General features: G+C 68.8%; 31 protein-coding genes. 13 read left to right on the forward strand and 18 right to left on the reverse strand.

Annotated elements, in window-relative coordinates:
* Positions 1-219: 219 nt before the first annotated feature.
* The 7 genes from guaA to AC1RRS_RS17010 all read right to left on the reverse strand — a co-directional run bounded on the left by guaA (position 220) and on the right by AC1RRS_RS17010 (position 7,432).
* The gene (guaA, locus tag AC1RRS_RS16980) at positions 220-1,779 is read right to left on the reverse strand and encodes a glutamine-hydrolyzing GMP synthase (RefSeq protein ID WP_492856140.1); all 1,560 of its coding nucleotides are present in this window, start codon (positions 1,777-1,779) and stop codon (positions 220-222) included.
* A gap of 31 nt (positions 1,780-1,810) precedes the next feature.
* Positions 1,811-3,088 carry an RsmB/NOP family class I SAM-dependent RNA methyltransferase gene (locus AC1RRS_RS16985; RefSeq protein ID WP_492856141.1) on the reverse strand — a complete coding sequence of 426 codons (1,278 nt, stop codon included), beginning with the start codon at positions 3,086-3,088 and terminating at the stop codon, positions 1,811-1,813.
* Positions 3,089-3,093: 5 nt separating this feature from the next.
* Positions 3,094-3,489 (reverse strand): MAPEG family protein, encoded by a 396-nt coding sequence (locus AC1RRS_RS16990; RefSeq protein ID WP_487289479.1) that lies wholly within the window; start codon positions 3,487-3,489, stop codon positions 3,094-3,096.
* A 3-nt stretch (positions 3,490-3,492) separates the two neighbouring features.
* Positions 3,493-4,956, reverse strand: coding sequence for an IMP dehydrogenase (gene guaB, locus AC1RRS_RS16995; RefSeq protein ID WP_110120272.1), 1,464 nt, complete (start codon positions 4,954-4,956; stop codon positions 3,493-3,495).
* Positions 4,957-5,088: 132 nt separating this feature from the next.
* Positions 5,089-5,292: a hypothetical protein gene (locus AC1RRS_RS17000; protein ID WP_487289482.1), complete on the reverse strand. Its 204-nt coding sequence runs from the start codon at positions 5,290-5,292 to the stop codon at positions 5,089-5,091.
* Between the two features lie 314 nt (positions 5,293-5,606).
* Positions 5,607-6,314 (reverse strand): RlmE family RNA methyltransferase, encoded by a 708-nt coding sequence (locus AC1RRS_RS17005; RefSeq protein ID WP_199228478.1) that lies wholly within the window; start codon positions 6,312-6,314, stop codon positions 5,607-5,609.
* Positions 6,311-7,432, reverse strand: a complete 1,122-nt coding sequence (locus tag AC1RRS_RS17010; RefSeq protein ID WP_110120269.1) for a Ppx/GppA phosphatase family protein — start codon at positions 7,430-7,432, stop codon at positions 6,311-6,313. The genes AC1RRS_RS17005 and AC1RRS_RS17010 overlap by 4 nt, the downstream gene beginning before the upstream one ends.
* Positions 7,433-7,592: 160 nt before the next feature.
* Between AC1RRS_RS17010 and hspQ the strand changes: the two genes are divergently transcribed.
* Both hspQ and phhA read left to right on the forward strand, forming a co-directional pair.
* Complete coding sequence (gene hspQ / locus AC1RRS_RS17015; RefSeq protein WP_110120268.1) at positions 7,593-7,922, forward strand: heat shock protein HspQ; 330 nt, start codon at positions 7,593-7,595, stop codon at positions 7,920-7,922.
* An 81-nt stretch (positions 7,923-8,003) separates the two neighbouring features.
* Positions 8,004-8,879 (forward strand): phenylalanine 4-monooxygenase, encoded by an 876-nt coding sequence (gene phhA / locus AC1RRS_RS17020; RefSeq protein WP_492856142.1) that lies wholly within the window; start codon positions 8,004-8,006, stop codon positions 8,877-8,879.
* On the opposite strand, the gene AC1RRS_RS17025 is transcribed toward phhA, so the two are convergent.
* Both AC1RRS_RS17025 and AC1RRS_RS17030 read right to left on the reverse strand, forming a co-directional pair.
* A complete protein-coding gene (locus AC1RRS_RS17025) occupies positions 8,876-9,607 on the reverse strand; it encodes a TlyA family RNA methyltransferase (protein WP_492856143.1) in 732 nt (243 codons plus the stop codon). The two genes, phhA and AC1RRS_RS17025, sit on opposite strands and share 4 nt — an antisense overlap.
* Positions 9,608-9,631: 24 nt before the next feature.
* Positions 9,632-9,973: a (2Fe-2S) ferredoxin domain-containing protein gene (locus AC1RRS_RS17030; protein ID WP_492856144.1), complete on the reverse strand. Its 342-nt coding sequence runs from the start codon at positions 9,971-9,973 to the stop codon at positions 9,632-9,634.
* A 101-nt stretch (positions 9,974-10,074) separates the two neighbouring features.
* Here AC1RRS_RS17030 and AC1RRS_RS17035 point away from each other — a divergent pair, with 101 nt between their 5' ends.
* A complete protein-coding gene (locus tag AC1RRS_RS17035; RefSeq protein ID WP_110120265.1) occupies positions 10,075-10,404 on the forward strand; it encodes a hypothetical protein in 330 nt (109 codons plus the stop codon).
* A 57-nt stretch (positions 10,405-10,461) separates the two neighbouring features.
* Here AC1RRS_RS17035 and AC1RRS_RS17040 read toward each other — a convergent pair whose 3' ends face one another.
* From AC1RRS_RS17040 to AC1RRS_RS17050, 3 genes are read right to left on the reverse strand one after another with little or no spacing between them, the layout of a single operon-like run.
* Entirely contained in the window at positions 10,462-10,908 is a 447-nt protein-coding gene (locus AC1RRS_RS17040) for an NUDIX domain-containing protein (protein ID WP_492856145.1), read from the reverse strand.
* Between the two features lie 5 nt (positions 10,909-10,913).
* The gene (locus tag AC1RRS_RS17045; protein WP_492856146.1) at positions 10,914-11,945 is read right to left on the reverse strand and encodes a phospholipase C/P1 nuclease family protein; all 1,032 of its coding nucleotides are present in this window, start codon (positions 11,943-11,945) and stop codon (positions 10,914-10,916) included.
* Positions 11,946-11,962: 17 nt separating this feature from the next.
* A complete protein-coding gene (locus AC1RRS_RS17050; protein ID WP_110120262.1) occupies positions 11,963-12,550 on the reverse strand; it encodes a glutathione S-transferase family protein in 588 nt (195 codons plus the stop codon).
* Positions 12,551-12,739: 189 nt separating this feature from the next.
* Here AC1RRS_RS17050 and AC1RRS_RS17055 point away from each other — a divergent pair, with 189 nt between their 5' ends.
* The 5 genes from AC1RRS_RS17055 (at position 12,740) to AC1RRS_RS17075 (ending at position 17,385) form a co-directional block, all read left to right on the forward strand.
* On the forward strand, positions 12,740-13,231 hold the full coding sequence (locus AC1RRS_RS17055; protein ID WP_492856147.1) for a 3D domain-containing protein: 492 nt from the start codon (positions 12,740-12,742) through the stop codon (positions 13,229-13,231).
* A gap of 190 nt (positions 13,232-13,421) precedes the next feature.
* On the forward strand, positions 13,422-13,829 hold the full coding sequence (locus tag AC1RRS_RS17060; protein ID WP_487289491.1) for a response regulator transcription factor: 408 nt from the start codon (positions 13,422-13,424) through the stop codon (positions 13,827-13,829).
* Positions 13,826-14,905: a YaiO family outer membrane beta-barrel protein gene (locus tag AC1RRS_RS17065; protein WP_492856148.1), complete on the forward strand. Its 1,080-nt coding sequence runs from the start codon at positions 13,826-13,828 to the stop codon at positions 14,903-14,905. Before AC1RRS_RS17060 ends, AC1RRS_RS17065 begins: the two co-directional genes overlap by 4 nt.
* Complete coding sequence (locus tag AC1RRS_RS17070) at positions 14,906-15,949, forward strand: HEAT repeat domain-containing protein (protein WP_492856149.1); 1,044 nt, start codon at positions 14,906-14,908, stop codon at positions 15,947-15,949.
* Entirely contained in the window at positions 15,946-17,385 is a 1,440-nt protein-coding gene (locus tag AC1RRS_RS17075; RefSeq protein WP_492856150.1) for a glycosyltransferase family 2 protein, read from the forward strand. The genes AC1RRS_RS17070 and AC1RRS_RS17075 overlap by 4 nt, the downstream gene beginning before the upstream one ends.
* Positions 17,386-17,388: 3 nt before the next feature.
* Here the strand turns inward: AC1RRS_RS17075 and AC1RRS_RS17080 are convergent, their stop codons facing one another.
* The 5 genes from AC1RRS_RS17080 to cobA are packed head-to-tail and all read right to left on the reverse strand — an operon-like array spanning position 17,389 to position 21,536.
* Positions 17,389-18,132, reverse strand: a complete 744-nt coding sequence (locus tag AC1RRS_RS17080; protein WP_492856151.1) for a phosphoadenylyl-sulfate reductase — start codon at positions 18,130-18,132, stop codon at positions 17,389-17,391.
* On the reverse strand, positions 18,132-18,656 hold the full coding sequence (locus tag AC1RRS_RS17085) for a DUF934 domain-containing protein (RefSeq protein WP_492856152.1): 525 nt from the start codon (positions 18,654-18,656) through the stop codon (positions 18,132-18,134). Before AC1RRS_RS17085 ends, AC1RRS_RS17080 begins: the two co-directional genes overlap by 1 nt.
* Entirely contained in the window at positions 18,640-20,298 is a 1,659-nt protein-coding gene (locus AC1RRS_RS17090) for a nitrite/sulfite reductase (RefSeq protein ID WP_492856153.1), read from the reverse strand. The genes AC1RRS_RS17085 and AC1RRS_RS17090 overlap by 17 nt, the downstream gene beginning before the upstream one ends.
* 9 nt (positions 20,299-20,307) lie before the next feature.
* Positions 20,308-20,676 (reverse strand): DUF2849 domain-containing protein, encoded by a 369-nt coding sequence (locus AC1RRS_RS17095; RefSeq protein ID WP_492856154.1) that lies wholly within the window; start codon positions 20,674-20,676, stop codon positions 20,308-20,310.
* Positions 20,673-21,536, reverse strand: coding sequence for a uroporphyrinogen-III C-methyltransferase (gene cobA, locus AC1RRS_RS17100; RefSeq protein ID WP_492856155.1), 864 nt, complete (start codon positions 21,534-21,536; stop codon positions 20,673-20,675). The genes AC1RRS_RS17095 and cobA overlap by 4 nt, the downstream gene beginning before the upstream one ends.
* A gap of 223 nt (positions 21,537-21,759) precedes the next feature.
* Here cobA and gcvA point away from each other — a divergent pair, with 223 nt between their 5' ends.
* The 5 genes from gcvA (at position 21,760) to AC1RRS_RS17125 (ending at position 25,619) form a co-directional block, all read left to right on the forward strand.
* Positions 21,760-22,716, forward strand: a complete 957-nt coding sequence (gcvA, locus tag AC1RRS_RS17105) for a transcriptional regulator GcvA (protein ID WP_492856156.1) — start codon at positions 21,760-21,762, stop codon at positions 22,714-22,716.
* Positions 22,717-22,753: 37 nt separating this feature from the next.
* Positions 22,754-23,089: a chorismate mutase gene (locus tag AC1RRS_RS17110; protein ID WP_492856157.1), complete on the forward strand. Its 336-nt coding sequence runs from the start codon at positions 22,754-22,756 to the stop codon at positions 23,087-23,089.
* Entirely contained in the window at positions 23,086-23,370 is a 285-nt protein-coding gene (locus tag AC1RRS_RS17115; RefSeq protein ID WP_492856158.1) for a hypothetical protein, read from the forward strand. Before AC1RRS_RS17110 ends, AC1RRS_RS17115 begins: the two co-directional genes overlap by 4 nt.
* A gap of 414 nt (positions 23,371-23,784) precedes the next feature.
* Positions 23,785-25,074, forward strand: coding sequence for a cation:proton antiporter (locus AC1RRS_RS17120; RefSeq protein WP_492856159.1), 1,290 nt, complete (start codon positions 23,785-23,787; stop codon positions 25,072-25,074).
* A gap of 29 nt (positions 25,075-25,103) precedes the next feature.
* Positions 25,104-25,619 (forward strand): flavin reductase family protein, encoded by a 516-nt coding sequence (locus AC1RRS_RS17125; RefSeq protein WP_492856160.1) that lies wholly within the window; start codon positions 25,104-25,106, stop codon positions 25,617-25,619.
* A gap of 7 nt (positions 25,620-25,626) precedes the next feature.
* Here the strand turns inward: AC1RRS_RS17125 and AC1RRS_RS17130 are convergent, their stop codons facing one another.
* Complete coding sequence (locus AC1RRS_RS17130) at positions 25,627-25,965, reverse strand: Hpt domain-containing protein (RefSeq protein ID WP_492856161.1); 339 nt, start codon at positions 25,963-25,965, stop codon at positions 25,627-25,629.
* Between the last annotated feature and the right edge of the window lie 92 nt (positions 25,966-26,057).

Consider the following 26,057-nt stretch of genomic DNA (forward strand, 5'->3'; position numbering starts at 1 on the left):
GCTACCGATCTGCCTAGTTCAGCTCGACGTCAATAGCTCGACCGTAGCAATGAAAAGACGTCATGTAGAATGCATTACGGAGAAAGCCTCAGTTTTCGCCTCAATTTCGCATTCAGAAATCAATCATCGAAATGCACTAAACTTTCGCCAGAGTGGAGTCGTTCGGAAAATCGCCAAATCGGAGACAAAAAAGAAGGCGCCCGAAGGCGCCTTCCTTGATCACTCCCACTCGATCGTGCCGGGCGGCTTGCTGGTCACGTCGTAGACGACGCGGTTGACGCCTCGGACCTCGTTGATGATCCGGGTGGCGGTCTTGCCGAGGATTTCCCAGGGGAATTCGAAGAAGTCGGCGGTCATGCCGTCGGTCGAGGTCACCGCGCGCAGAGCCAGGACGTTTTCGTAGGTGCGGGCGTCGCCCATGACGCCCACCGTCTTAACGGGAAGCAGCACGGCGAAGGCCTGCCAGATCTTGTCGTAGAGGCCGGCGTTGCGGATCTCTTCGAGATAGATGGCGTCGGCGTCCTGCAGAACCTTGACCTTCTCGGGCGTGATCTCGCCGGGGATACGGATGGCCAGGCCCGGGCCGGGGAACGGGTGGCGGCCGACGAAGGCCGGGGCCAGGCCCAGCTCGACGCCCAGGGCGCGGACCTCGTCCTTGAAGAGCTCGCGCAGCGGCTCGACCAGCTTCAGCTTCATGTAGTCCGGCAGGCCGCCGACGTTGTGGTGGCTCTTGATCACGGCCGACGGGCCGCCGCGGGCCGAGACGCTCTCGACGACGTCGGGATAGAGGGTCCCTTGCGCCAAGAACTGCGCGCCGTCGATCTTGGCGGCTTCCTTGTCGAAGACGTCGATGAACAGGCGGCCGATGGTCTTGCGCTTGGTCTCGGGGTCGGAAACGCCGGCCAGTTCGCCCAGGAACAGGTCGCCAGCGTCCACGTGGACCAGCGGGATGTTGTAGTGGTCGCGGAACAGGGTGACGACCTGGTCGGCCTCGTTCTTACGAAGAAGGCCGGTGTCGACGAAGACGCAGGTCAGCTGATCGCCGATGGCTTCGTGGATCAGCACGGCGGCCACCGAGCTGTCGACGCCGCCCGACAGGCCGCAGATCACCTTGCCGTCGCCGACCTGGTCGCGGATCTTCTGGACCATCTCCTGGCGGAAGGCCGCCATCGTCCAGTCGCCCTTCAGGCCGGCCAGGGCCAGGAAGTTCTTGTAGATCTGGGGGCCGTTGACAGTGTGGTAGACCTCGGGGTGGAACTGCAGCGCGTAGATCTTCTTGTCGTCATTGGCGATGGCGGCGAAGGGCGCGCCGTTCGAGGTGCCCACCACCTCGAAGCCCTCGGGAATGGCGGTGACGCGGTCGCCGTGGCTCATCCAAACGGTTTCCAGCTCGCCGACGCCGGCCAGACCCTGGAACAGCGGGCTGGTCTTGCCGATGGTCAGTTCGGCGCGGCCGAACTCGCCGGCGTGGCCGCCCTCGACCTTGCCGCCCAGCACGTCGCACAGCAGTTGCTGGCCGTAGCAGATGGCCAGCAGCGGCAGGCCCAGATCAAACAGTTTGCGGCCGATGCGGGGGCTGTCGGCCTCCAGAACACTGGCCGGGCCGCCCGACAGGATGATGGCCGAGGGCTTGTACTCGTCGACCAGCGCTTCGGCCTTGTCGAACGGATGGATCTCGCAATAGACGCCGGCCTCGCGCACCCGGCGCGCGATCAGTTGGGTCACCTGGCTGCCGAAGTCGACGATCAGGACGCGCTGGTGGTGGGTTTCGGTGGTCATCGGGCGGGTCTCCAGCGGGTCGATCGGGCGATTACGGTGCGTAGGTGGAGCGCTGCAGCACGGCGGCGAAGAAGCCGTCCGTACCGGCGCGGTGCGGGGTGAGGCGCAGATAGCCTTCCGGGGTCACGTGGGTGACGCCGTCCAGGGCGATCGGCTTGACGGTGAATTCGGGGTGGCGCTCGAGGAAGGCCGCGACGCGGTCCTCGTTCTCCTCGGTCAGCAGCGAGCAGGTGACGTAGACCATGCGGCCGCCGGCCTTCACGAAGGTCGAGGCGTCCTCGATGACGCTGTCCTGCTCGATCTGGCGCTTGGCCAGCTGGTCGGGCGACAGACGCCACTTGGCGTCAGGATGACGGCGCCAGGTGCCGGCGCCGGTGCAGGGCGCGTCGACGAAGACGACGTCGATCTTGCCTTCCAGGCCCTTCAGCGGCTGGGCCTCGATCGGCGAGCGGATCTGCAGGTTGCGGACCCCTGCCCTCTGGCCGCGACGGATGGTGTCGGCCAGGCGCCGGGCGTCGCTGTCATGGGCGAAGATCTGGCCGCTGTTGCCCATGGCGGCCGCGAGCGCGAGCGTCTTGCCCCCGCCGCCGGCGCAGAAGTCGAGCACCTGCTTGCCCTTCACATCGCCGGCCACGGCCGCGGCGATCTGGGAGCCCAGATCCTGCACCTCGAACCAGCCCTTGGAGAAGGCCGGGACGGCTTCAACCGACGGGGTGCGATCGGCGGCGGCGGGCGCGGGAATGCGGAAGGCCGTGGGCAGGATCCCCGCCGGAGCGGCGTTGATCGGGGCCAGGGCCTTGGCGCCGCGCTCGGCGTCGGTCTTCAGGGTGTTGATGCGCAGATCGACCGGGGCGCGTTCCGACAAGGCCGCCATCTCGGCGACCTGATCGGCGCCGAGGGCGCGGGCCAGATGCGGTTCGAGCCAGTCGGGATAGTCACCGGCCACCGGCGAGGGCGCGCCATCCAGCGAGACGGGATCCTTCAGGCGGGCCTGTTCGGTCTCGGAAAGCGCGCCGAAGCCGTGCTCTTCGGAGGCGGCTTCTGCGATGCGCTCGGCCGGCCATTTCCAGACCAAGGCCAGCACGCCCAGCACGACGCCGCGCGCGGCGGGATCGCCCATCGCCCAGCCCAGCGAGCGCTTGCGGCGCAGGGCGTCGAGCACCAGGCCCGAGACGAAGGCCCGGTCCTTGGAACCGGCGTAGCGCGCGGCCTCGCCCCAGCGCTTGAGCGCCATCTTCACCGGAAAATGCCGCGTCTCGATCTCGGTCAGAACCTCGATCGCCGCGGAAACCCGTCCTCCGTCACGCATGTGAGCTATATCACCAAGGCCAGGAGAACGAGGCCCAGGCCCGCCATCGAGGCGACCCAGACCAGGCTGCGAACGACCGGCACGCCGAACGCATAGAGAAAGACATAGACCGCCCGGGCGCCGACATAGAGCGCGGTTCCGGCGACGGTCAGCGCGCCGAGCCGGCCGCCCAGATAGGCGACCAGCACGGCGGCGACGAAGAACGCGAAGGTCTCGCGGAAGTTGGCGAAGGCCCTTTCGAGCCGTCCGGCCATGCCGGTCAGCACGACCGGCGTCTCCCGCGAGCCGACATTCCACTTCAAGCCGCGCTGGGGCTGGGCCGCCGCGCTGGCCCACAGAAGGTGGACCAGCCCGATGACGACCGCCGCCGCCAGCATCTGCAGCTCGAAGGCCATCTGCATGGCCTAGACCGCGCTCGGATAGTTCGGAGCCTCGCGCGTGATCATCACGTCGTGGACGTGGCTTTCACGCAGGCCGGCGCCCGTGATCCGCACGAAGCGCGCGCGCTCCTGCAGTTCCGCGATCGTGGGAGCGCCGACATAGCCCATGGCCGCCCGCAGGCCGCCGACCAGCTGGTGCAGCACCGGGGCGATCGGACCCTTGAACGGGGTCTGGCCCTCGATGCCTTCCGGCACGAGCTTGAAGCTGTCGGTCACTTCCTTCTGGAAGTAGCGGTCGGCCGAGCCGCGGGCCATGGCGCCCACCGAGCCCATGCCGCGATAGCTCTTGTACGAGCGGCCCTGGTACAGGAACACCTCGCCCGGCGCCTCTTCGGTGCCGGCGAACATCGAGCCCATCATGGCGGTCGAAGCGCCCGCGGCGATGGCCTTGGCCAGGTCGCCCGAGAACTTGATGCCGCCGTCGGCGATCACCGGCACGCCGCTCTCGCGACCGGCGCGGACGGCTTCCATGATCGCGGTCAGCTGCGGCACGCCCACGCCCGCGACGATGCGGGTGGTGCAGATCGAGCCCGGACCGATGCCCACCTTCACCGCGTCGGCGCCGGCGTCGATAAGAGCCCGCGCGGCGTCGTAGGTGGCGATGTTGCCGGCCACGATCTGGACGCGGTTGGCTTCGCGCTTCAGACGCGAGACCGCCGCGGCGACCTGGCTGGAGTGGCCGTGGGCGGTGTCGATGACGACGACGTCGACGCCGGCGTCCACCAGGCCCATGGAGCGTTCGAAGCCGGCGTCGCCGACGGTCGAGGCCGCGCCGACCAGCAGGCGGCCCTTGTCGTCCTTGGCGGCCAGGGGGTGAGCCTGGGCCTTTTCGATGTCCTTCACCGTGATCAGGCCAACGGCGCGATAGGCGTCGTCGACGACGATCAGGCGTTCGATCTTGTGCTTGCGCAGCAGCTCGCGGGCTTCGCGGCTGTCGACGCCCTCGCCCACCGTGATCAGGTTCTCGCGGGTCATCAGCGCCGAGGCCGGGACGCTGGCGTCGCCCTCGAAGCGCATGTCGCGGTTGGTCAGGATGCCGACCAGCTTGCCCGTCTCGCGCTCGACCACGGGGAAGCCCGAGATCTTGCGGCGGGCCGTGATCTCGCGGACCTCGGCCAGGGTGGTGTCGGGATTGATGGTCAGCGGATTGATGACCATGCCGCTTTCGTACCGCTTCACCTCGCGGACGTGGTCGGCCTGCTCCTCGTTGGAGAGGTTGCGGTGCAGGACGCCCAGGCCGCCGGCCTGCGCCATGGCGATGGCGAGGCGACTTTCGGTGACCGTGTCCATGGCGGCGGACACGAGCGGGATGTTCAGACTGATTTCACGCGTGAACTTGGTCTCGGTCGTCACTTGCGTCGGCATGACGTCGGACGGACCAGGTTCGAGCAAAACGTCGTCGAAGGTGAGCCCTTCGCGAATCTCCATCGGATTCTCCATTTTGCGGCGCGGGTATAGTCGCGAGGCGGGCGTTTGTCGACCCGCCCGGAGCCGGAAATGGAGATGATTTTCCGGAATGGAAGCCGGGAAGGAGCGGCTCGCCCCTCCCCGGCCGCCGGGTCACTTCACCGGCTTGGCGCCCGGCGTGCCGCACTTGGCGAACTTGCCCTTGGCGTCCTTGCACTTGACCGGCTTGGCCGGCGCGGCGGCGGCCGGGCACTTGATGAACTTGCCCTTCGCATCCTTGCAGGGAGCGGCCATGGCGCCGCCGGCCGCGGAAACGGCGAAGGCGACGGCGAGCGCGGTGACGAGCGAACGGGTCATTGGGGGATATCCAGTCTGGCGAGCGCGGGGGATACGCTCCCGCCGAGATCACACCCGCGCGAAAGCCAGAGCAAGATCACCCAAGGCTGCAAGCTACAGTATTTTCGAAGCAAACCTCGAAAACACAACCCAAGGACAAGTTTCGATAAATATTCCCGAAAGACGCGTCACCGACATCGCCGCGGCGCAATACTCCGGTCAACTCGCCGGAACATTCTCACCGATCGACGCAAAGTGCGGCGCCGGAACCTGCTGAACTCAGAGTCTCGGTCAGGCGGCGGGGCGACTCACGCGATCGCGCCGCCGCCTGCTGGTCAGCGCCCCTTGAACCCCGTCGCCACGAGGAAGACCTCGGAGCTGTCCTGACGGCTGGCCTTGGGCTTGAAGTGCTGGACCTTCTCGAAGTTCTTCTTCAGCCGGGCGATGACCTCGGAGGTCTCGCCGCCCTGGAAGGCCTTGGCGACGAAGGCCCCGCCGGGACGCAGGGTCTCGATGGCGAACTCCGCCCCGATCTCGATCAGGCCGACGATGCGCAGGTGGTCCGTCTCGCGATGGCCGACGGTGTTCGGAGCCATGTCCGACATGACGAGGTCCGGCGCGCCGCCCAGCAGCTCGAGCAGCTTGGGCGGACAGGCAGGATCCGTGAAGTCCATCTCGATGATGTGAGCCGGCTCGACCGGATCGACGTGCAGCAGATCGACGCCGACCAGTTGGGTCACGCCGCGCTCGACCGCGATCTGCAGCCAGCCGCCGGGGGCGCAGCCGAGGTCGATGACGCGCGCGCCCTTCTTGAAGAAGCGGAACTTCTCGTCGATCTCGCTGATCTTGAAGGCCGCGCGGCTGCGATAGCCGAGCGCCCGGGCCTTGGCCGAGAACGGATCGTTGATCTGGCGTTCCAGCCAGGCCTGCTGGCTGGGCGTGCGGCCGTCGGCGGTCTTCAGGCGCGCGGGCTTGGCGCGACCGTCGGCGTTGCCGCCCGTGGGCGGCTTGACCATCCGGCGTCTGGGGGGCTCGTCGTTCATGCGTTCACCGTTCGGGCCGAACCGGCCCCGCCGCGCCGCCGACGGCGGGGGCGCTTCTGCCGATCCGACATCAGAGACATCAGGAGCCCCTCTCTAAGCCCTCGATCGGCGACTCGCACGCGCGAACATGGCCAAAGCTCTTGAACGGCTTGAAGAATGGCCGCGCCGGCCAGGACGAGGTCGGCGCGATCGGCGCCGATGCAAGGCTCCAGCGCCCGCTCCTTGGCGGTCAGCTGCAGCAGGCGGTCGGCGGCGGCCTCGCAGTCGGTGCGCTGCATCCACAGGCCATCGACGACGTTGCGGTCGTAGCGCGGCAAACCAAGGTGCAGGCCGGCCAGGCTGGTGATCGCGCCGGAGGTGCCGACCAGGTGGGCCCGGCCCGCGTCGAAGGTCTTGCGCATCGGGGCGGCGTGCGGAAAGGCCGCGATCTTGGACTTCACTTCTTCGACCATGGCCCGGAACCAGCCGTCGTCGGCCCGCTCGCCCTCGGGGAAGCGCTCGGCCAGGGTGACGACGCCGATAGGGATCGACAGCCAGGCGCGGATCGGCAGTTTCCAGGCCTCGAACTGGCGCGGCTTGGCGTCGAGCCCGCCAGCCTTGAGATCGACCCACGACAGCTCCGTCGAGCCGCCGCCGACATCGACGACCAGCGCCGCGTCGGCCTGGCGGTCGAACAGGCTCATGCAGCCGGCGACCGACAGCTGCGCCTCTTCGCGCGGGGTGATGATCTGGAGCCGCAGGCCGGTCTCCTCGGCCACGCGACGGACGAACTCGGTGCCGTTGGTCGCGCCGCGACAGGCCTGGGTGGCCACGGCCTTGACCCGGATCGCCTTGCGGCGACGGATCTTCTCGGCGCAGACCTTGAGGGCGGCCATCGACCGCTCCATCGCCGCGTCGGACAGCTGGCCTGTCTGGGAAAGCCCCTCGCCCAGCCGGACAATGCGGGAATAGGCCTCGACGACGCGGAAACCGCGCGGCGAAGGCGTCGCCACCAGCAGGCGGCAGTTGTTGGTTCCGAGATCGAGCGCCGCGTAGCACGGCTGCTCGCCCGGAGGCCGGCGTCGTTCCCGGCCGTCCTGGGCCTGGGATGCGCCGGGCGCTCTCGGCGCCTCCGACATGGTCTTTCCACCTTGTCTCGCAGGCGATTCGTGACGAACCGCCTCACTTCGTCGCCGACCATAGCAATCGAGTTCGCCTCTCGGAAGCATGGCGTTGCGCGACAATGGGCGTCGTTTACGTTCAGGATTCAGTCAGGAGACTCGTCGTAATCTCTTCATCATGAACGAGAGACTCGCCAAATTCGCGATCGGCCAGATCGTCAAGCACCGCATCTTCCCTTTCCGGGGTGTGGTGTTCGACGTCGACCCCGTATTCGCCAATACGGACGAGTGGTGGGAGTCGATCCCCGAGGACATCCGGCCGTCCAAGGACCAGCCGTTCTACCACCTGCTGGCCGAGAACGACGACAACACCTACGTGGCCTACGTCTCCGAGCAGAACCTGCTGGCCGACGAGACCGGCGAGCCCGTGCAGCATCCGCAAGCCGCGCTGATCTTCGAGTCCTTCGATCACGGCGCCTACAAGCTTCGCCCCCGGATCTCGCACTGACGGGCATGCCTATCCGCCCGAATGGCGGTTGCGCGCAAAAATCGAACGGAACTTGCCGCTAGGCGGGCGTAACGTCGTTTCATGAGCGCAGACGGTTTCAGCGGCGGGCCGCCCCCAGGGGCGCGGCCCGATTGGACGATCGACCAGGGCTGGGAAAGCTACGGCCAGGCCGAGCACGACGTCTGGATCACCCTCTACGAACGCCAGGCCAAGGTGCTGCAAGGCCGCGCCTGCGACGAGTTCCTGCGTGGCCTCGACGCGCTGGACCTGCACCGCACCGGCATCCCCGACTTCAACCGCATCAACGAGGAGCTCCAGCGCCTGACCGGCTGGAGCGTGGTGGCCGTGCCGGGCCTGGTGCCCGACGACGTGTTCTTCGACCACCTGGCCAATCGCCGCTTCCCGGCCGGCCAGTTCATCCGCAAGCCGCACGAGCTGGACTACCTGCAGGAGCCGGACGTCTTCCACGACGTGTTCGGCCACGTGCCGATGCTGACCGACCCGGTCTTCGCCGACTACATGCAGGCCTATGGCCAGGGCGGGCAGCGGGCGCTGGGCCTGGGGCGGCTGGCCAATCTGGCGCGGCTCTATTGGTACACCGTCGAGTTCGGACTGATGGCGACGCCGGCGGGCCTGCGCATCTACGGGGCGGGCATCGTCTCGTCGCGCACGGAGTCGATCTTCGCGCTCGAAGACCCCTCTCCCAACCGCATCGGCTTCGACCTGGAGCGGGTGATGCGCACGCCCTACCGCATCGACGACTTCCAGCAGGTCTATTTCGTCATCCCGTCGATCCAGACGCTGCAGGAAGTGACCCTGCGCGACTTCGCCGCGCTCTACGAGCGGCTGGCCGGCGCGCGCGACATCGGCATCGCCGAGATCGTGGGCGCGGATCAGGTTCTGACGCGGGGCAGCCAGGCCTATGCGACGGCCGGCGGGCGACTGGCCTCGGCCTAGCGCTTCACCGCCCAGAGCAGCTTCTCGACCTGCCCCTCGCCGCCGGCGATGGGGCTGTCGGCGTACTCGCGGACCGTCCAGCCCGAAGCCTCCAGGAAGGCCGACACCCGCTCGACGCAGACGGCGATGATCTCGGGATCCTTGACCAGGCCGCCCTTGCCGACGTTCTCGCGGCCGGCCTCGAACTGCGGCTTGACCAGGGCCACGAGGTCCGCGCCGGGTTTCGCCAGGGCCAGCGCCGCCGGCAGCGCCTTTTCCAGCGAGATGAAACTGACGTCGGTGACGACGAGGCCGACGCCGTCCGGCGCATGCTCGGCGGTCAGGGCGCGGGCGTCGAGCGGCGACAGGTCCTCGACACGGGGATCAGCCTTGAGGCTCGCATGCAGCTGGTCGCGGCCGACATCGACGGCCAGGACGCGGGTCGCGCCCTTCGAAAGCAGGACCTCGGTGAAGCCTCCCGTCGAGGCGCCGACATCGATGGCGATCCGGCCTTCGACGGCGACGGGCCATAGCTCCAAAGCGCGGACCAGCTTGAGCGCGCCGCGACCGACCCAGGGATGGGCGGCCTCGGCGACGATGTCGGCGGCCTCGTCGATGGCTTCCGAGGCCTTGGCGACGACCTTGCCGTCGGCCGTGACGTGGCCGGCCTCAATGGCGGCGCGCGCCTTGGCGCGGCTGTCGAACAGGCCCTTCTCGACCAGCAGGATGTCGGCGCGTTTGCGGCTCATGCGCGCCTGATAGCAGACTCGCGCTTACGCCGCTTCGGCGTCGTTGGCGGCCAGGCCCAGCCGCGCGCTCACCGCGTCCATCGAAGCGCCGCACGGGACGACGACCCATTCGCGGGGCCGGGAAGCATTGACCGCGACAACGGCGTCCTTGGGACAGACGTCGAAGCAATCGACCTCGATCACCGCCAGCGGCGCCTTGCGATCCTTGCCCTTGCCGCCGCCGGAGGCCTTGCGCAGGGCCTTGGCGAAGCTCTGCTCGCCGCCCTTGCCGAAGCCACCGTCCAGCTTGCGCGAGCACTTGCGGCAGACGAGGACCACCTCGTTCCAGTCGGCGCGCACGCGCTTGATCGGCCTATCTTTGCTCACCTGAGCCTCGTTGCGTTCGGACTGCCCAGCCCAAGGCTTGGACATGGGAAGTCGCCTCGCGAAGTGCTAGAGACGCCCGCTTCAACGCTTCGGAGGCCGTCATGGTCCGCAATCTCAAGGGCAAGCTCGCGCCGCCCGCCGCCGACCCGACCGCCGCCGAGGACCTCGCCTGGTTCGCCGCCAAGGCCGACCGCGCCTTCCGCCTGCGCGACCCGGCCCCGCTGGAGTTCGGTCCTCTGGGCGATCCGGGCGACGGCTTCAGCTGGCGCGTGCTGGTGGCCCGCCTGCCCGACGGCGGTCGCCTGCGCCTGCCGATCTCCCTGGCCTGGGACCTGCACAACGACCACGCCAAGGACCAGCACCTGTCGATGCTGTTCGACCAGGTCGCCCCGGCCGAGGCCAAGGCGCTGCTGAAGAAGAAGGCGAACTAGGCCCCCTGGGTCCCGGGTCTTCGCTTCGCTACGCCCGGGATGACGACGGTGGGAAGCTCAGCCCTTGCGCATCCACGCCGCGACCGCCCAGGAGTGGGCGTCGTGGCGCAGGGCGACGACGGCGTCGCGGGGGTCGAGCCAGACCAGCTTGTGGTCGTCCTCGACCTTGAGCTCGGGGCGCTCGCCGACCGCCTTCACCGCGTAGATGCCGCCGTAGTTGCGCACCGGCTGACCGTCGGACTTCAGGAACGGCTGGGAGACGTCGACCACGCGCGCGCCGACCTCGACGACAAGGCCCGTCTCCTCGCCGAATTCGCGGACCAGGGCCTCGCCTTCGCTCTCGTCACCATCGACGGCGCCGCCCGGCAGGTCGAAATAGGGCGCCTTGCCGGGCTTGGTCACTTCGACCAGGGCGATCCGCCCCTGCGTGTCCTCGGCGATGCCGAAGGCGGCGTGACGGTCCTGGTAGGCCAGGGACGCGTCAGGGGCGTAGAACGCGATCAAGAATGTCAGTCCTTGCCGAACAGGTCGTTCCACGGATCGGCCTTGCCGGACTCGACGTCGGCGACGCTGATCTCCGGACGATAGCCGATCTTGCCGTTGGCGCTGGCCTTCCAGGCCATGGTCACCACGTCGCGCAGCTCGGCGGCGCCGGCGGCCAGGCGGGCGTCGACGAAGGCCTTGGCGCGCGGATCGGTCTCGACCATGCCGCCGGCCTTTTCCAGCTGGTACAGCGGCTCGGTCTGCTTCCAGGTGGTGGTCAGGTAGCCGACCATGCGGGTCTCGATGCTGCAGGCGCAGTCGACCGGGGCCGGCATCAGCGCCTTGACCTCGTCGTCCTTGGCCACGGCCTTGACCAGCGGCCCCTCGAAGGCGCCGTGGGTGCCCTTGCTCTGGGTGTAGTTGTTGGGGTTCGGATAGTCGCCCCAGCCGTTGTAGTGCACGCTCATGTGCAGGGGCTGGCTGCCGTCGCCGACATAGTGGGCCCAGACGCCCAGGTCGCGCAGCAGCAGCTCCTCGCGGCGCTTGAGGTCGGCGGCGTACCAGGCCTTCTTCTGGGCGTCGGTGGTCGCCTTCTCAGCCGCCACCAGAATGCGCCAGTAGGTGAAGTCCTTCACCAGCTGCTGGTAGCCGTCGATGATGGCGTAGGGCAGGTAGCCGGCCTTCCAGCTGTCCTGACCGGCGGCGCGCAGGGCGGTCTCATAGTCGGCGCGGGTGGCCGGCAGGGTCTCGACCGTGAACTTCGGTCCGCCGAACATGCGGCCCTCGTCGTCGAGATCCAGGAAGTGGGCGGCGTCGCGATCGGTGTCGTGAACCTTCCCCGAGCCCTTCCAGCGGTCCGGCTCGCGAGCGTATTCGCCGATGGCCGCCACGCCGTAGGGGCTGCGCACGAAGGCCGGCACGTCGTCCGGCAGGGTCGAGGCGCCGAGCACGCCGACCATGCGGTGGCCCGAAGCGCCCCAGGCCAGGGCCGACTGGGCGGGCGCGGCCAGGGCGGCGGCGAGGACGAGAATCTTAACGGTGGAAGACGGCGACGTCATGCGCGCTCCGAGGCGTTTCAATCTATGCCGAGGGCCGTCTCGACGCGGCCCACCCAGGCCTTGACGGCCGGATAGCGCGACAGATCGAAACCGCCCTCGTGGGCGACACGGGTGTAGGCCACCAGCGCGATGTCCGCCAGGGTCAGGCGGTCGCCGACCAGGAAACCGCTGCCGGAAAGGCCGTTTTCCAGGCGCGCCAGCGCCGCGTGGCCCCGCTCGACGATCTTTCCGTCCAGCGACTCGACCGGCTTGCCCATGTAGGCGACCTGGAAGCGGGCCACGGCGACATAGGGCTCGTGGCTGTACTGCTCCCAGAACAGCCACTCGTACATCTTGGCCTTGAGGTAGGGATCGGCCGGGATCAGCACCGAACCCTCGGCCAGGTGCAGCATGATGGCGTTGGACTGGGCCAGGAAACGACCATCCTCCAGCACCACGGCGGGCACCTGTCCGGCCGGGTTCATGGCCAGGAAGTCGGCGGTGCGCGACTCGCCCTTGAGGATGTCGACCTCGATCCATTCGTAGGGAAGACGCAGGCGCTCGGCGGTCCACTTCACCTTCAGGCAGTTGCCCGACTTGCCGTCGCCGAAGATCCGCAGCGTCATTCCGTCGCCCTCCCTCACTTTTCAAACGGCGCGCTAAACGATTGAATTTTCAACCGAGTTCCGAGCTTGACCAGAAGTTTTCATCCGATTCCGGCCCATTTGGGCGGTTTTAAGCGGGTTGTCACGGAGCCGTGATCGGCTTAAGGAGACCGCCGAACCGACAGATACGCCGATAAGAGGACAACCTCGATGCGACGCACGCTCGCCGGAATTTTGGCCTTCATGGCCATGTTCGCCGCCCTTCCCGCCGCCGCGGGTCCTGACTCCGAGCGCAAGGACCCTCTGGGCGAACTGATCGCCGGCGCCCTCACCGGCAGCCTGCCCGGCTCCATCGAATACAAGATGAAGGCGACGCTCTACCACGCCGGTGCCCGGGGCATCCGCGCCCTCGACAGCCTCGGCTGCAAGGTCGTGGCCATGCGCACCCTGGCGGTCGACACCAAGGTGATCCCGCGCCGCACCGTGGTCTTCATCAAGGAAACCGTCGGCCTGCCGATGCCCAACGGCGAAAAGCACGACGGCTACTGGTACGCCTCCGACATCGGCGGGGCGATCAAGGGCAACAAGATCGACATGTTCAGCGGCCAGGGCGCCGGCTCGATGAAGCCGCTGGCGGACCTGAACCTCGCCAACCTCTCGGTGACCAAGGTCGGCGAGTTCAAGGGCTGCCCGCCCGAATAGGCTTCGGCCTTCCCCGACAATTCCTCGATGACGCCGGCGCCTTGCGCGCCGGCTTTCGCTTGCGCGCCTGGCGTGCAACGCCGCCCCGGTTAACCAAATGCGCGATGTTCGCGCTGGCCTCGCGCGCGGTTCTGAACCACTCTGGATAGGTGCTCTTCGACTCCCCTATAGCTAAGCTTGCAGGCATGGCATGGCATCGAGGCGATCCGACAGTAACCAAGCGTCCTCGCCTTCGGTCCTGATAGCGGACGACGACGCCCTGCTCCGGGAGATCCTGGAGCACAAGCTCAGCATGGCCGGCTACGAGGTGAGCGTCTTCGAGGACGGCCGCGCCGTGCTCGAGGCGGCCCGGACCGCGCGGCCGCAGGTCGTGGTGCTGGACGGCATGATGCCGATCATCGACGGCTTCGAGGTGCTGCGGCGCATGAAGGGCGACAACGCCCTGCGTGACATCCCCGTGGTCATGCTGACGGCCCTCAAGGGCCGCAACGACATTGTCACCGCCCTCAACCTCGGCGCCGCCGACTACCTGCCCAAGCCGTTCGATCCGGACGAGTTGCTGGCGCGGCTGTTCCGCATCGCCCCGGTGGCTGCGTGATCGAAGCGCCAATCCAGGAAACCCAGGCGGCCGACCCGGCCTACGCAGCGGCGGTGGCGGCGCGCCAGGCCGGACGCACGGGCGAAGCGATCGCCGCCTTCGACCTGCTGTCCAAGCAGCGCCCCAAGGATCCCGACGTCTGGCTGAACCTTGGCCTCTCGCGGATGGCCGCCCAGCGCTACGGCGAAGCCGACCAGGCCTTCGAGACTACCCTCGCCCTGGCTCCCGACTATCGCGACGCCCGCATCGCCTATGCCCGCTCGGCCTTGTTCGCCGGACGCCCCGAACTGGCCAGGCGCCGGCTCGCGCCCCTGCTGGCCGGCGGATCCGCTGATGCGGAGGCCCGCGCGCTCGACCAGCAGATCTCCGCCACCCTGGCCATGCCGGGCGAGCCGAGCTGGCGGCTGGACGTCGCCTACGCCCGAAGCGAGCTCAGCCTGGACCTGGGCCACTGGAGTTCGGCCACCCTCGCCCTCTCCCGCCGCATCGATCCACGCACGACGATCGGCGGCTCCATCGAGCACACCGAGCGGTTCGGCATCTCGGACACCTATGGCGAGCTGCTGGCGGCGCGAACCTTCTCGCCGCGCTGGGACGGCTTCATCGCCATCGGCGGCGCGCCGGACGCCGACTATCGGCCGGAGCTCACCGTGCGGGCCGGCGGCTCGGCTGGGCTGCGGACAACCGGAACCTTCCGGGCGCGGCTGGGCCTGGACGGCGTCTGGTCGCGCTACGCGGTCGGCGAGGTAAAGAGCCTGCAGCCCTATCTGGTGCTGGCGGCCGGGCCAGTGTCGCTGACGGCCCGATCGATCAACACCGAGGACGAGCGCGGCAAGCATCAGTCCGGCTACACCCTGAACGGCGAGTGGTCGGCGACCGAGCGCCTGCGCCTGCGGCTGGGCTGGGCCGACGCGCCGGAGAGCGCCGACGGCGCCACCGTGCCAGTCGAGGCGGTGTCGGCGGGGGTCGCCTTCGACCTTGCGCCGCGCTGGACGGTGCAGATCGCCGGCGCCCACGAAAAGCGCACGGCCTATGACCGCGACGAGATCGGCGTCGCCGTCACCCGACGGTTCTAGATGTCGTCGCTGACGCTGATCTGGGTCATCGCCCTCGTCCTGATCGCAGGGGCGCTGACCTGGATGAGCGCGCTGATCGTCGCGCGGCTATTCAAGGAGGCCGGCGCGGCCGATCGCGCCAGCGAACGCCGGATCATCATCCAGGCCCTGTCCGGCCTGCTGCGCGGCCAGGCCGAGGCGGCGGACGAGCTGGGTCGTTTCCTGAGGCGGCCCGAGGTGCTGGCCGAGGCCATACTCGACTTCCAGGGCATGATCCGCGGCGCCGACCAGGATCGCGCCATGGCCGCCCTCAAGCGGCTCGGCCTCGTCGCCGCTCTTGAGAAGCGCGCCACCCGCGGATCGCGGGACGAGCGCCTGACCAGCGTCGAGGCCCTGGCCGCCCTGGGCGGCGAGGAAGCCAAGGCCGCGCTGCGCCGCGCCATCGGCTCCAAGGACCCGAACGTGCGGATGGCGGCCGTGAAGGGCCTGGCGGCGGTTGGAGCTCCGCCCTCGGCCTCGCGCCTGCTCGACTATGCCGGCTCGGGCGAGCTGACCCCGTCACGGGTCTATGCCGAACTGATGCGCCAGGCGGTGGCGGCGCGGCCGGCCGACGGCCTGCTGGCGCTCGACCGCCAGGGCCTGACGCCGCTGATGCGGGCGCTGTTGCTCGACGCCCTGGGCCGATCGGGCGCCTACGAGGCGGTGCCCGCGCTGTCGGCGGCGGCGAGCGATCCCGACCTCGACGTGCGAACGGCGGCGGTGCGGGGCCTTGGCCGGCTGCAGCACCCCGCCGCCGCCGCGCCCCTGACCGCCGCGCTCACCGACGAGGCCTGGACCGTACGCTCGGCGGCGGCCGAGGCCGTCGGCGCCGCGGGACTGGCCAAGCTCGCCGCCCCGATGGCCGCGCTGCTGGACGATCCGGAATGGTGGGTGCGCTTCCGGGCCGGCGACGCCCTGGGAAAGCTGGGCAAGACCGGCCGCGCCCTGCTGGAGGCCGCCGCCGGTGACGACACGCGTCCCGTGGCCCAACGCGCGGCCGAGCGCGCCCTGGCGGAGGGCGCATGACCATGTTGCCCGAACTGGAGGTCCTGGCCCTCGTGGTCGTCCGCTTCGCCGAGACCATCGCCTGGGCGGTGATCGCCACCGGCCTGCTGCAGAACGCGCTCTATCTCTACCAACTGATCCTGGCGGCCCGCGCGCTGTCGCAGGCCCCGCCGGTCAACCAGGCCGCCCTGCTCTGGCGGCGATACGCCGAGGCCGCCCCGCCGATCACCCTGATGGCCCCGGCCTATAACGAGGCCCTGACCATCGTCGAAAGCGTGCGCTCGCTGCTGGCCCTGCAATACCCCCACTTCGAGGTGGTGGTGGTCAATGACGGCTCCAAGGACGAGACGCTTCAGGTGCTGATCGACGCCTTCGAACTGCATCCCGTCGAGCGCCACTATGACCTGGCCGCTTCGTGCCAGCGCATCCGCGGCCTCTATGCCGGCGCCAATCAGCCGCGGCTGCTGGTGGTCGACAAGGACAACGGCGGCAAGGCCGACGCCCTGAACGCGGCCATCAACCTGTCGCGCTCGCCGATCGTCTGCTCGATGGACGCCGACTCGCTGCTGGAGGTGGACGCCCTGCTGCGGGCGGTGGCGCCGTTCGTCGAGGATCCCGATCGCACGGTGGCCGTGGGCGGCACGATCCGCATCGCCAACGGCTGCAAGATTTCGTTCGGACGGGTGGTCGAGGTGGGGGTGCCGAAGAACCTGCTGGCCCGCTTGCAGACCGTCGAATATCTGCGCGCCTTCCTGATGGCCCGCCTGGCCTGGAGCCGTATCTCGGCCCTGACCATCATCTCCGGCGCCTTCGGCCTTTTCAGGCGCCAGGCCGTGCTCGACGTCGGCGGCTACAGCCACGGCACGGTCGGCGAGGACATGGAGCTGGTGGTCAAGCTGCACAAGCACTACCGGCGCCTCGGCAAGCCCTATCGCGTGGCCTTCACGCCCGAGCCGGTGTGCTGGACCGAAGCGCCGGAGACCATGGCCGTGCTGTCCCGGCAGAGAGCGCGCTGGCATCGCGGGGCGCTGGAGACCTTCTTCCGGCACCGCGACATGATCCTGAACCCGCGCTACGGCCGGATCGGGCTGATCGGTTTTGGCCACATCCTGGTGGTCGACGTGCTGGGGCCGCTGATCGAGATCTTCGGCTACGTGCTGATCCCAGCCTTCTGGCTGCTGGGCGTGCTGGACGTCGACTATCTGTGGGCGTTGCTGGCGGTGACCTTCGGGTTCGGCATCGTCATCAGCGTCGGCGCCCTGGCGCTGGAGGAGACCGAGCTTCGGCGCTTTCCCAACGCCCGCAGTCTCGCCGTGCTGATGGGCGCGGCGATCCTGGAGAACTTCGGCTACCGCCAGATCAACAACTTCTGGCGGCTGCGCGGCACCTGGCAGTTCCTGACCGGGGCCCAGGGCTGGGGCAAGATGACCCGCAAGGGCTTCTCGTCAGAGACCTGAGCCTCAGATGTCGCCGCCGACATTGGGGGCGACGCCCGGGGCGCGGGCGACGTGGATGCCGCACTCGGTCTTGTCCTGGCCCTGCCAGCGCCCGGCGCGGACGTCGGCGTTGGGGTCGTCCACCGGCTTGGTGCACGGCCAGCAGCCGATCGACGGGAACCCCTGGGCGACCAGCGGGTGGGTCGGCAACTGGTGCTCGGCGACATAGGCGTCGAGCTCGGCCTTGCTCCAGTTGGCCAGCGGATTGAACTTCAGTTTTCCGTCGGCGTCCTCGACCACGGCGAGACGCAGGCGGTCGCCGCCATGGAAGCGCTTGCGGCCGGTGCACCAGGCCGAGAAGCCCTCGATGGCGCGGTCCAGCGGCAGCACCTTGCGGATGTGGCAGCAGGCGTCGGTGTCGGTGCGCCAGAGGTCCGACTTGGGATCGGTCACCGCGATATCCGCGAAGGCCGGGCGCAGGTCGCGCACGTCGGCCAGGCCAAGCTTGGCGGCCAGGCTCTTGCGGTAGTCCAGGGTCTGGCCGAACAACATGCCGGTGTCCAGGAACAGCACCGGGATGTCCTTGGAGACCTGCGAGGCCAGGTGCAGCAACACCGCCGACTCCGCGCCGAACGAGCTGACCAGGGCCAGCTTGTCGCCGAAGGTCTCGTAGGCCTTGCGCAGGATAGTCAGCGGATGGGCGTCGCGCAGTTCGGCGTCCAGCCGCGCCGCCAGGGTCGGCGCGGCGTCGGTCTGGTCGTAGGCCATCAGAGGGCGCCTTCCTTGGCTTGGGCCCGCTCGTCCGCCGCGATCGGGCGGGCGTCGACGGCGCGCTGATAGACGTGGCGGAACCGGTTGGCGGCCTTGGTCCAGGCCTCGGGCGTGGCGCCGTCGTTGGGCTCGAAGGCGTCGAAGCCGACGCGGACCATGAAGCCGGCCTGCTCCTGCAGCACGTCGCCCACGGCGCGGATCTCGCCCTGGTACTTGAAGCGCTCGCGCAGCAGGCGGGCCGAGGTGTAGGCGCGACCGTCGCGGTACTTCGGGAAGGCCAGGGCCACCACCGACAGGCGCGGCAGGTCGTAGGCCAGAGCCTCGACCTCTTCGGCCGGCTCGATGCGCACGCCGACGCGGCGGCTGTTGGACGACAGCAGCGCGTCGCCCTCGGCCTGGAAGCGGGTCAGCGACAGGATGACGTCGCCGGCGTCCGGAATGGCGTCCTCGTCGGCGACGTTGACGAAGGCGTTCTCAGCCGATTGGGCCGCGCCGTCGATCAGCTTAATCAGCTTGGGCATAGACCGCTTCCTTGAAGGGCTCGAGGCCGACGCGGCGATAGGTGTCGAGGAAGCGCTCCTCGCCCTGGCGCGCGGCCAGATAGGTGTCGACCAGGGTGTCGATGGCGGGGGCGACCTTGTCGGCCGGCAGAGCCGGGCCGAGGATCTTGCCGATCGTGGCGTCTTCCGCGCCCGAGCCGCCGAGCGAGAGCTGGTAGAATTCCTCGCCCTTCTTGTCGACGCCCAGGATGCCGATGTGGGCCACGTGGTGGTGGCCGCAGGCGTTGATGCAGCCGCTGATCTTGATCTTCAGCTCGCCGATCGTCTCGGCCCGGTCGGGGTCGGCGAAGGTCTTGGCGATGTCCTGGGCGATCGGGATGGCGCGCGCATTTGCCAATGCGCAGTAGTCGAGGCCCGGGCAGGCGATGATGTCGCTGACCAGGTCGATATTGGCCGTGGCCAGGCCGTTGGCCTCGAGGATGGCGTGCACCGCCGGCAGGTCGTCGAGCTTGATGTGCGGCAGGACGAGGTTCTGGGCGTGAGTCACGCGCAGGTCGTCCAGGCCGTAGCGCTCGGCGAGATCGGCCACGACGTCCAGCTGGTCGGCGGTGGCGTCGCCCGGCGTCTGGCCGATGGCCTTCAGCGAGACCTCGACGATGGCGTAGCCCGGCTTCTTGTGCGGCTTGACGTTGTTGCGCGCGAAGCGGGCCAGCGACGGGCTGGCGGCCTTGGCGGCCTCGAAGACTTCCGAGCGGGCCGGCAGGGTCTCGAACGGGGTCTGGGCGAAGGCGCCGCGGATGCGGGCCAACTCGACGTCGCCGAGGTCGGCCCGGTCATGGTCGATCTTGGCCCACTCTTCCTCGACCTGGCGGCCGAACTCCTCGGCGCCGAGGGCGGCGACCAGGATCTTGATGCGGGCCTTGTAGATGTTGTCGCGGCGACCGTGGCGGTTGTAGACGCGCAGGACGGCTTCCAGATAGCTCAGCAGGCTCGAGGCCGGCAGGTGCTGCTTGATGGTCGGGCCGACATAGGGCGTACGCCCCTGCCCGCCGCCGACGATCACCTCGAAGCCCAGCGAGCCGTCGCGGGCCCGGCGCAGGATCAGGCCGATGTCGTGCACCTTCACCGCCGCGCGATCGGTCAGGGCGCCGGTGATGGCGATCTTGAACTTGCGCGGCAGGTAGCTGAATTCCGGGTGCAAGGTCGACCACTGGCGGATCACTTCCGACCACACGCGCGGATCGTCGATCTCTTCGGCGGTGGCGCCGGCATAGGGATCGGCCGTGGTGTTGCGGATGCAGTTGCCGCTGGTCTGGATGGCGTGCAGATCGACCTCGGCCAGGGCGTCCAGGATGTCCGGCGCGTCCTTCAGCTTGATCCAGTTGAACTGGACGTTCTGACGCGTGGTCATGTGCCCGTAGCCCTTGTCGTAGGTGCGGGCGATCCAGGCCAGGCGGCGGGCTTGGCGGGCGTTGAGCGAGCCGTACGGGATGGCGACCCGCAGCATGTAGGCGTGGAGCTGCAGGTAGAGGCCGTTCATCAGGCGCAGCGGCTTGAACTGGTCCTCGGTGAGGTCGCCGGCCAGGCGGCGGGCCACCTGGTGACGGAACTCGTTGGAGCGGTCCGTCAGGAATTCACGGTCGATGACGTCGTACTGATACATAGGGTCGGCCTACTTGCGGCGGATCAGGTCGACGCGGCCCGTCGAGCGGGCGGCGCCGGAAGCGTGGCGGATGGCTTCGACGACGGCGCCGCCTTCAGCCTGCTTGCCGTGGAGAAGTTCGTTGGTGGGGCCAAGGGCGCGGATGCGCTCGCGGTAGCTGACCGGGGCCAAACCCAGGTCTTCGACGGTGATGAGGTCGATCGGATAGGGATCGACGATCACGGTCGGGGCGGCCTTGCCGGCGGCGACGGCGGCCTCGACCGCTTCGGCCTGGGCGTCGTCGAACAGCTGGGCGTCGCCGAAGCCGTCCACCCACGCGCCTTCCTTCCAGAAGACGACCTCCCCGTCGATGAGGCGATTGGCGGTCACGGCTTTCATTGGCCCGAACTCACGTTTTGAACTTCGAAGACGGCGGCGGTTGCGACGCTGCCGGGAGATTGCCCCGATATATGGGGGATTTCGGCCATGGCCATGGCCTCGCCGACCATCAGCAGGGCCGGCCCCTTCAGCCCCTCGGTCGCGGTCGCCAGACCGGCCAGGGTGGTGAGGATGCGGCGTTCGTCGGAACGGCTGGCGTTCTCGACGACCAGGGCCGGCGTCGAGCCGGCGCGGCCGGCGGCGGTCAGGCGCTGGGCGATGAAGCCCGCGGTCGAGACGCCCATATAGACGACGACGGTCTGGTTGGGACGCGCCAGGGCGGTCCAGTCCAGGTCCGGCTCGCCGTGGGCCGCGTGGCCGGTGACGAAGGTGACGGCCTGGGCGCTGCCGCGATGGGTCAGGGGCGCGCCTGCGCCGGCGCTGGCGGCGAGAGCGGCGGTTACGCCGGGCACCACGGTGCAGTCGACGCCGGCCTCGCGGCAGGCGGAAAGCTCCTCGCCGCCACGGCCGAACAGGAAGGGATCGCCGCCCTTAAGGCGCACGACCTCCAGGCCTTCACGGGCCAGGGCGACCAGCAGCTGGTTGATGTCGTCCTGCGGCAGGGTGTGGCGCGACTTGCGCTTGGCCACGTCGATGCGGCGGGCCTGGGGGGCGAGATCGAGGATTTCGGCCGAGACCAGGCCGTCGTGCACCAGCACGTCGGCGGCCTGCAGCGCCTTCAGCGCCTTGATGGTCAGCAGGTCGGGATCGCCGGGACCAGCGCCGACCAGCGTCACCCGTCCCGGAACCGGCCGCACGCCCTCGCCGCCGCGAAGCGCGACCAGACGGGGTTCAGCCTTGCGATCCGAGGGCGACGCCATGCGCGATCCCAGGTCCTCTAAAAGCGTCCATGGACGCGCGAAAGCGGCGCGAGCCGATTGACCCTCGCCGTCCAAACCCAATGAAATACGGGGCGAACCCGAAAGCTCGCCCCGCTCTTGCCCGCCGACGAAAAGGGCCAATCCGTCAGCGAACGCTTGCAAACTGGGCGCGGGCAGGCCAATTCGCAAACAAGGACTTCTGCCGGGGCGTTCAGTAAAACTCATGGAACGACAGAACGAACGGCGCCGCCTTCCGCCTCTCAACGCCCTGCGGGCTTTCGAGGCCGCGGCGCGCCATCTGAACTTCAGCCGCGCCGCCGACGAACTGTCGGTGACGCCCGGCGCCGTGAGCCAGCAGATCCAGAACCTGGAAGACTATGTCGGCGCGGCCCTGTTCAAGCGCACGCCCAAGGGCCTGCTGCTGACCGACGCGGCCCAGACCGCCCTGCCCGCCCTGCGCGAGGCCTTCGACCGCCTGGCCGAGGCCGCGTCCCTGCTGACCGCCGCCGTCGACGGCCGCCGCCTGACCCTGACGGCCGCCCCGTCCTTCGCCGCCAAGTGGCTGGTGCCGCGCCTGGGCAAGTTCGAGCAGGCCCAGCCGCAGGTCGATGTCTGGCTGTCGGCCGGCATGGAAGTGGTCGACTTCGCCGCCGGCGAGGTGGACCTGGCCATCCGTTACGGCTCGGGTCGCTATCCCGGCCTGGAAGTCATCCGCCTGCTCAACGAAACGGTCGTGCCGGTCGCCAGCCCCGAGCTGCTGGCCGAGACGCCGCTGGAGAGCCCCGAAGACCTGTCGCGCCACATCCTGCTGCACGACGGCTCGCCCGACGCCGACGATTCGTGCCCGGACTGGGCCATGTGGCTGGCGGCGCGCGGCATCCGGGGCGTCGACGGCGCCCGCGGCCCGCGCTTCAACCAGTCGAGCCTGGTGATCGAGGCCGCCGCCAACGGCCGCGGCATCGCCCTGGCCAAGCGCACCCTGGCCCAGGCCGATCTCGACGCCGGCCGCCTGGTGATCCCGTTCGACATCGCGACCTCGGTCGACTTCGCCTATTATGTGGTCCACCCCAAGGCCAAGGGCCGCCTGCCGCAGGTGAAGGCCTTCGTCGGCTGGCTGAAGGACGAGGCGGCCGCCCACGAAGCGGCCTTGCTGACGATCGACAACGGGGCGGGCATCTAGGCTGGAACAGCCCCGCCAAACCGGCTTAAAGGGGCTCATGATCAAGACGACTCTCAACGTCGACGAGCGCCTGGCGCCGGCCGACTGCCAGACCATGGTCGACGTGCGCCAGGGCGTCGACGCCCTGGACCGGGCCCTGGTGGCCCTGCTCGCCGAGCGCCAGGGTTACATGGACGCCGCCGCCCGCATCAAGACCGACCGCAGCAAGGTGTTCGACCGCGCCCGCATCGAGGACGTGGTCGACAAGGTCAAGGCCGCCGCGCGCGACGCCGGCCTATCGGAAGCCATCGCCGAGCCGGTCTGGCGCACCCTGATCGACCGCTGCATCGCCTACGAGCACGACAGCTGGGACCGGACCAAGGGCGCCGCGTGACCAAGGAAGAGATCGACCAGCAGTTGGACGAGATGGCCGCCGAAGCGCTCGCCAAGGGCGACGACGACCTGCGTCCCGGCCTGATCTATCTGAACGACAAGGCCTATGGCGTGCAGATCCGCACCGAGACCGTCTCGGCCAAGCGCGGCCAGCGCTATCGCGGCGTGCGGGTGTTCGTGTCGCGCAGCTACGACACCAAGATCATCACCCGCAAGGAAACGGCCGGCCTGGAGGTCGGCGAGTTCGAGGATCTGACGGACTCGATTCCGAACCCGGTCTAGGACGGATCTTCCGCCACGGGCTCGCGCTGATTTTTCACCGAGCCCCCCCGCGAAGGCGGGACCCAAGCCGAATCCGCGAATGGATCACGGCCGCGCCTCCTCCTGAAGGTCAGCTTGGATCCCCGCCTTCGCGGGGAAAGACGGGTCTTGGGGGAAACCAGCAGATGAATGTCGATCCGACCTGGGACGAGGCCTCCGCCCCGGCGTCGTTCGACGGCGCCGTCGGCGCCGTCGGCGCGACGTATCCAGCATCACACCAACCGCGATTATCTGTAGGCACATACCTACAGTGACAACGTTGTCCAAAACCTGTTGCCAGCCGAGTTTTCACGTTGTTAGCGTTCCCTCCAGGGATGAAACGCGACCGCTTCCAAGCGGCGAAAATCACAGGGGGACGCCGTGACGCCGGCTGAATTGAGCGTAGCCTTTTTCCTGCAGATGTTCGTCATCGTGGCGGCTTGCCGCGCGAGCGGCTGGGTCATGAAGCGGTTCTTCGACCAGCCCCAGGTGATCGGCGAGATGATCGCCGGCATCATACTGGGTCCGTCGCTGTTCGGCCTGCTGGCCCCCGACATCCAGCACATGATCTTCCCCAAGGAGACCAAGTCGGTCCTGTTCGTCGGCGCGCAGCTGGGCGTGGGCCTCTACATGTTCCTGGTCGGCGTCGGCTTCCGCGCCGATCACTTCAAGGCCAACGCCAAGAGCGCGGTGACGGTGTCGCTGTCGGGCATGATCGCGCCGTTCCTGGTGGCGATCGCCCTGACGCCATGGCTGATGAGCCTGAACCTGTTCGGCAAGGGCGTGCAGTCGTTCCAGGCCATGCTGTTCATGGGCGCGGCCATCTCGATCACCGCCTTCCCGGTGCTGGCCCGCATCATCCAGGAGCGCGGCCTGACCAAGACCCGGCTGGGCTCGCTGGCCCTGTCGTCGGGCGCCATCGACGACGCCGGCGCCTGGACGGTTCTGGCCATCGTCCTGGCCAGCTTCGGCGGCGGCCCGGCCGTGGCGATGAAGGCGGCGATCGGCGGCGGCGCCTTCGCCCTGTTCATGCTGACCCTGGGACCCAAGCTGCTGGCGCCCCTTGGCCGTTGGGCCGAGCGCGAGGGCAAGATCACGCCGCCTCTGCTGGGCGTGGTCATCATGCTGTTCATGCTCAGCGCCTGGGCCATGGACGCGGCCGGCCTGCACTCGGTATTCGGCGGCTTCCTGCTGGGCACGGCCATGCCGCGCGGCGTCCTGACCCGCGAGCTGAAGAAGTCGCTGGAGCCGCTGACGGTCGCCCTGCTGGTGCCGATGTTCTTCACCTTCTCGGGCCTCAACACCCAGATGAACCTGCTGAACAGCTGGTCGCTGGCGGCGGTGGCCATGGTCATCCTGGTCGGCTCGATCCTGGCCAAGGGCGGCGCCTGCTGGGCCGCCGCGCGCCTGACCGGCCAGGACAACGCCACGGCCATGGGCATCGGCGCGCTGATGAACGCCCGCGGCCTGATGGAGCTGATCATCATCAACATCGGCCTGCAGAAGGGCATCATCGGCCCGGCGCTGTTCTCGATGCTGGTGGTCATGGCCCTGGTCACCACGCTGATGACCTCGCCGCTGTTCGAGCAGGTCTATGGCAAGAAGGCCCGCGAGCGGGGCGAGCTGGGGGCGCTGAACGAGGACGAGGAAGACGACCTCGCCCCGGCCGGCGCGCCGGCCCGCTGATCCGGACGCCAGGGACGGGAGCCGCCGAAATGACCGCTCACGCAGCGCTGGCCGCTTCCGTCCAGGACTCCGGGGCCGTCGGCGCCGACTTCAAGGAGGTGCTGGCCCACCTGGCCAGCGGCGTCGCCATCGTTTCCTGCTGGGATGGCCACACGCCGCGCGGCCTGCTGGTCAGTTCGATCACCGGACTTTCGGTGGAGCCGCCGCGCTTCCTGTTCTGCGTGCGGAAGGAAGCCGGCTGTCACGAGGTGTTCCTGCGCCGCCCGGCTCTGTCGATCGCCCTGCTGGGCGCGGCCGACAAGGACGAGGCCCTGCGGTTCGGCGGCCCGAGCCTGGCCCACGAACGCTTCGCGCCCGAACGCTGGCGACTGACGCCGGACACGCCGCCGACCTATCAGCGGGGCCTGGCCGGCGCCGTCTGCGAGATCGACAGCATCGTCGAGGCCCAGACCCATTCAGTGTTCATCGTGACCGCCACGCAGCACCAGCTTACACCGGCCTCGCCGCTGATCGCCTGGAACCGGTCGCTGATCGCGGTCGGCTGAGGGGTCGCTACCCCTTCAGCGACCGCAGCGCCTGCTCGTGGACATAGGCGGCGATGTCCAGCAGCACCGCATCGAGGGCGGTGATCACTTCGTCCAGACTGGCCTCGCCAGCCTCGGCGCGCTGGCAGACGTCGCCCAGCGCATTGGCCCCCACGCCGCGCGCCGCGCCCTTGACCGTATGGACCGCGTCGCGCCAGCCGGGATGGTCGGGCGACAGCATCGGAGTCCACAGCGCGGCCTGTTCGCGGAACAGGGCCAGCACCTCCTCGATCACCGTGGCGTCGCCGGCCGCGAACCCTTCCAGATAGGCGAAATCCACGGCTCCGCTGATATCTCGCCTGGCCATCGAAAAAGTCCTTGCGCTCTCAAATTCATTGCGTATGTTCCGCGCCTCGCCGCCGGGACGCTTCAGCGCTTCGGAATCGCGAATGGGTGTAT

The organism is Caulobacter sp. GW821-FHT12A07, from assembly GCF_058807655.1.

Excerpts from the sequence above, each read along its gene's own strand:
- guaA (WP_492856140.1), bottom strand. The coding sequence starts at position 1,779 with ATGACCACCGAAACCCACCACCAGCGCGTCCTGATCGTCGACTTCGGC.
- AC1RRS_RS16985 (WP_492856141.1), bottom strand. The coding sequence starts at position 3,088 with ATGCGTGACGGAGGACGGGTTTCCGCGGCGATCGAGGTTCTGACCGAG.
- AC1RRS_RS16990 (WP_487289479.1), bottom strand. The coding sequence starts at position 3,489 with ATGCAGATGGCCTTCGAGCTGCAGATGCTGGCGGCGGCGGTCGTCATC.
- guaB (WP_110120272.1), bottom strand. The coding sequence starts at position 4,956 with ATGGAGATTCGCGAAGGGCTCACCTTCGACGACGTTTTGCTCGAACCT.
- AC1RRS_RS17000 (WP_487289482.1), bottom strand. The coding sequence starts at position 5,292 with ATGACCCGTTCGCTCGTCACCGCGCTCGCCGTCGCCTTCGCCGTTTCC.
- AC1RRS_RS17005 (WP_199228478.1), bottom strand. The coding sequence starts at position 6,314 with ATGAACGACGAGCCCCCCAGACGCCGGATGGTCAAGCCGCCCACGGGC.
- AC1RRS_RS17010 (WP_110120269.1), bottom strand. The coding sequence starts at position 7,432 with ATGTCGGAGGCGCCGAGAGCGCCCGGCGCATCCCAGGCCCAGGACGGC.
- hspQ (WP_110120268.1), top strand. The coding sequence starts at position 7,593 with ATGAACGAGAGACTCGCCAAATTCGCGATCGGCCAGATCGTCAAGCAC.
- phhA (WP_492856142.1), top strand. The coding sequence starts at position 8,004 with ATGAGCGCAGACGGTTTCAGCGGCGGGCCGCCCCCAGGGGCGCGGCCC.
- AC1RRS_RS17025 (WP_492856143.1), bottom strand. The coding sequence starts at position 9,607 with ATGAGCCGCAAACGCGCCGACATCCTGCTGGTCGAGAAGGGCCTGTTC.
- AC1RRS_RS17035 (WP_110120265.1), top strand. The coding sequence starts at position 10,075 with ATGGTCCGCAATCTCAAGGGCAAGCTCGCGCCGCCCGCCGCCGACCCG.
- AC1RRS_RS17045 (WP_492856146.1), bottom strand. The coding sequence starts at position 11,945 with ATGACGTCGCCGTCTTCCACCGTTAAGATTCTCGTCCTCGCCGCCGCC.
- AC1RRS_RS17050 (WP_110120262.1), bottom strand. The coding sequence starts at position 12,550 with ATGACGCTGCGGATCTTCGGCGACGGCAAGTCGGGCAACTGCCTGAAG.
- AC1RRS_RS17055 (WP_492856147.1), top strand. The coding sequence starts at position 12,740 with ATGCGACGCACGCTCGCCGGAATTTTGGCCTTCATGGCCATGTTCGCC.
- AC1RRS_RS17060 (WP_487289491.1), top strand. The coding sequence starts at position 13,422 with ATGGCATCGAGGCGATCCGACAGTAACCAAGCGTCCTCGCCTTCGGTC.
- AC1RRS_RS17070 (WP_492856149.1), top strand. The coding sequence starts at position 14,906 with ATGTCGTCGCTGACGCTGATCTGGGTCATCGCCCTCGTCCTGATCGCA.
- AC1RRS_RS17075 (WP_492856150.1), top strand. The coding sequence starts at position 15,946 with ATGACCATGTTGCCCGAACTGGAGGTCCTGGCCCTCGTGGTCGTCCGC.
- AC1RRS_RS17080 (WP_492856151.1), bottom strand. The coding sequence starts at position 18,132 with ATGGCCTACGACCAGACCGACGCCGCGCCGACCCTGGCGGCGCGGCTG.
- AC1RRS_RS17085 (WP_492856152.1), bottom strand. The coding sequence starts at position 18,656 with ATGCCCAAGCTGATTAAGCTGATCGACGGCGCGGCCCAATCGGCTGAG.
- AC1RRS_RS17090 (WP_492856153.1), bottom strand. The coding sequence starts at position 20,298 with ATGTATCAGTACGACGTCATCGACCGTGAATTCCTGACGGACCGCTCC.
- AC1RRS_RS17095 (WP_492856154.1), bottom strand. The coding sequence starts at position 20,676 with ATGAAAGCCGTGACCGCCAATCGCCTCATCGACGGGGAGGTCGTCTTC.
- cobA (WP_492856155.1), bottom strand. The coding sequence starts at position 21,536 with ATGGCGTCGCCCTCGGATCGCAAGGCTGAACCCCGTCTGGTCGCGCTT.
- gcvA (WP_492856156.1), top strand. The coding sequence starts at position 21,760 with ATGGAACGACAGAACGAACGGCGCCGCCTTCCGCCTCTCAACGCCCTG.
- AC1RRS_RS17110 (WP_492856157.1), top strand. The coding sequence starts at position 22,754 with ATGATCAAGACGACTCTCAACGTCGACGAGCGCCTGGCGCCGGCCGAC.
- AC1RRS_RS17125 (WP_492856160.1), top strand. The coding sequence starts at position 25,104 with ATGACCGCTCACGCAGCGCTGGCCGCTTCCGTCCAGGACTCCGGGGCC.
- AC1RRS_RS17130 (WP_492856161.1), bottom strand. The coding sequence starts at position 25,965 with ATGGCCAGGCGAGATATCAGCGGAGCCGTGGATTTCGCCTATCTGGAA.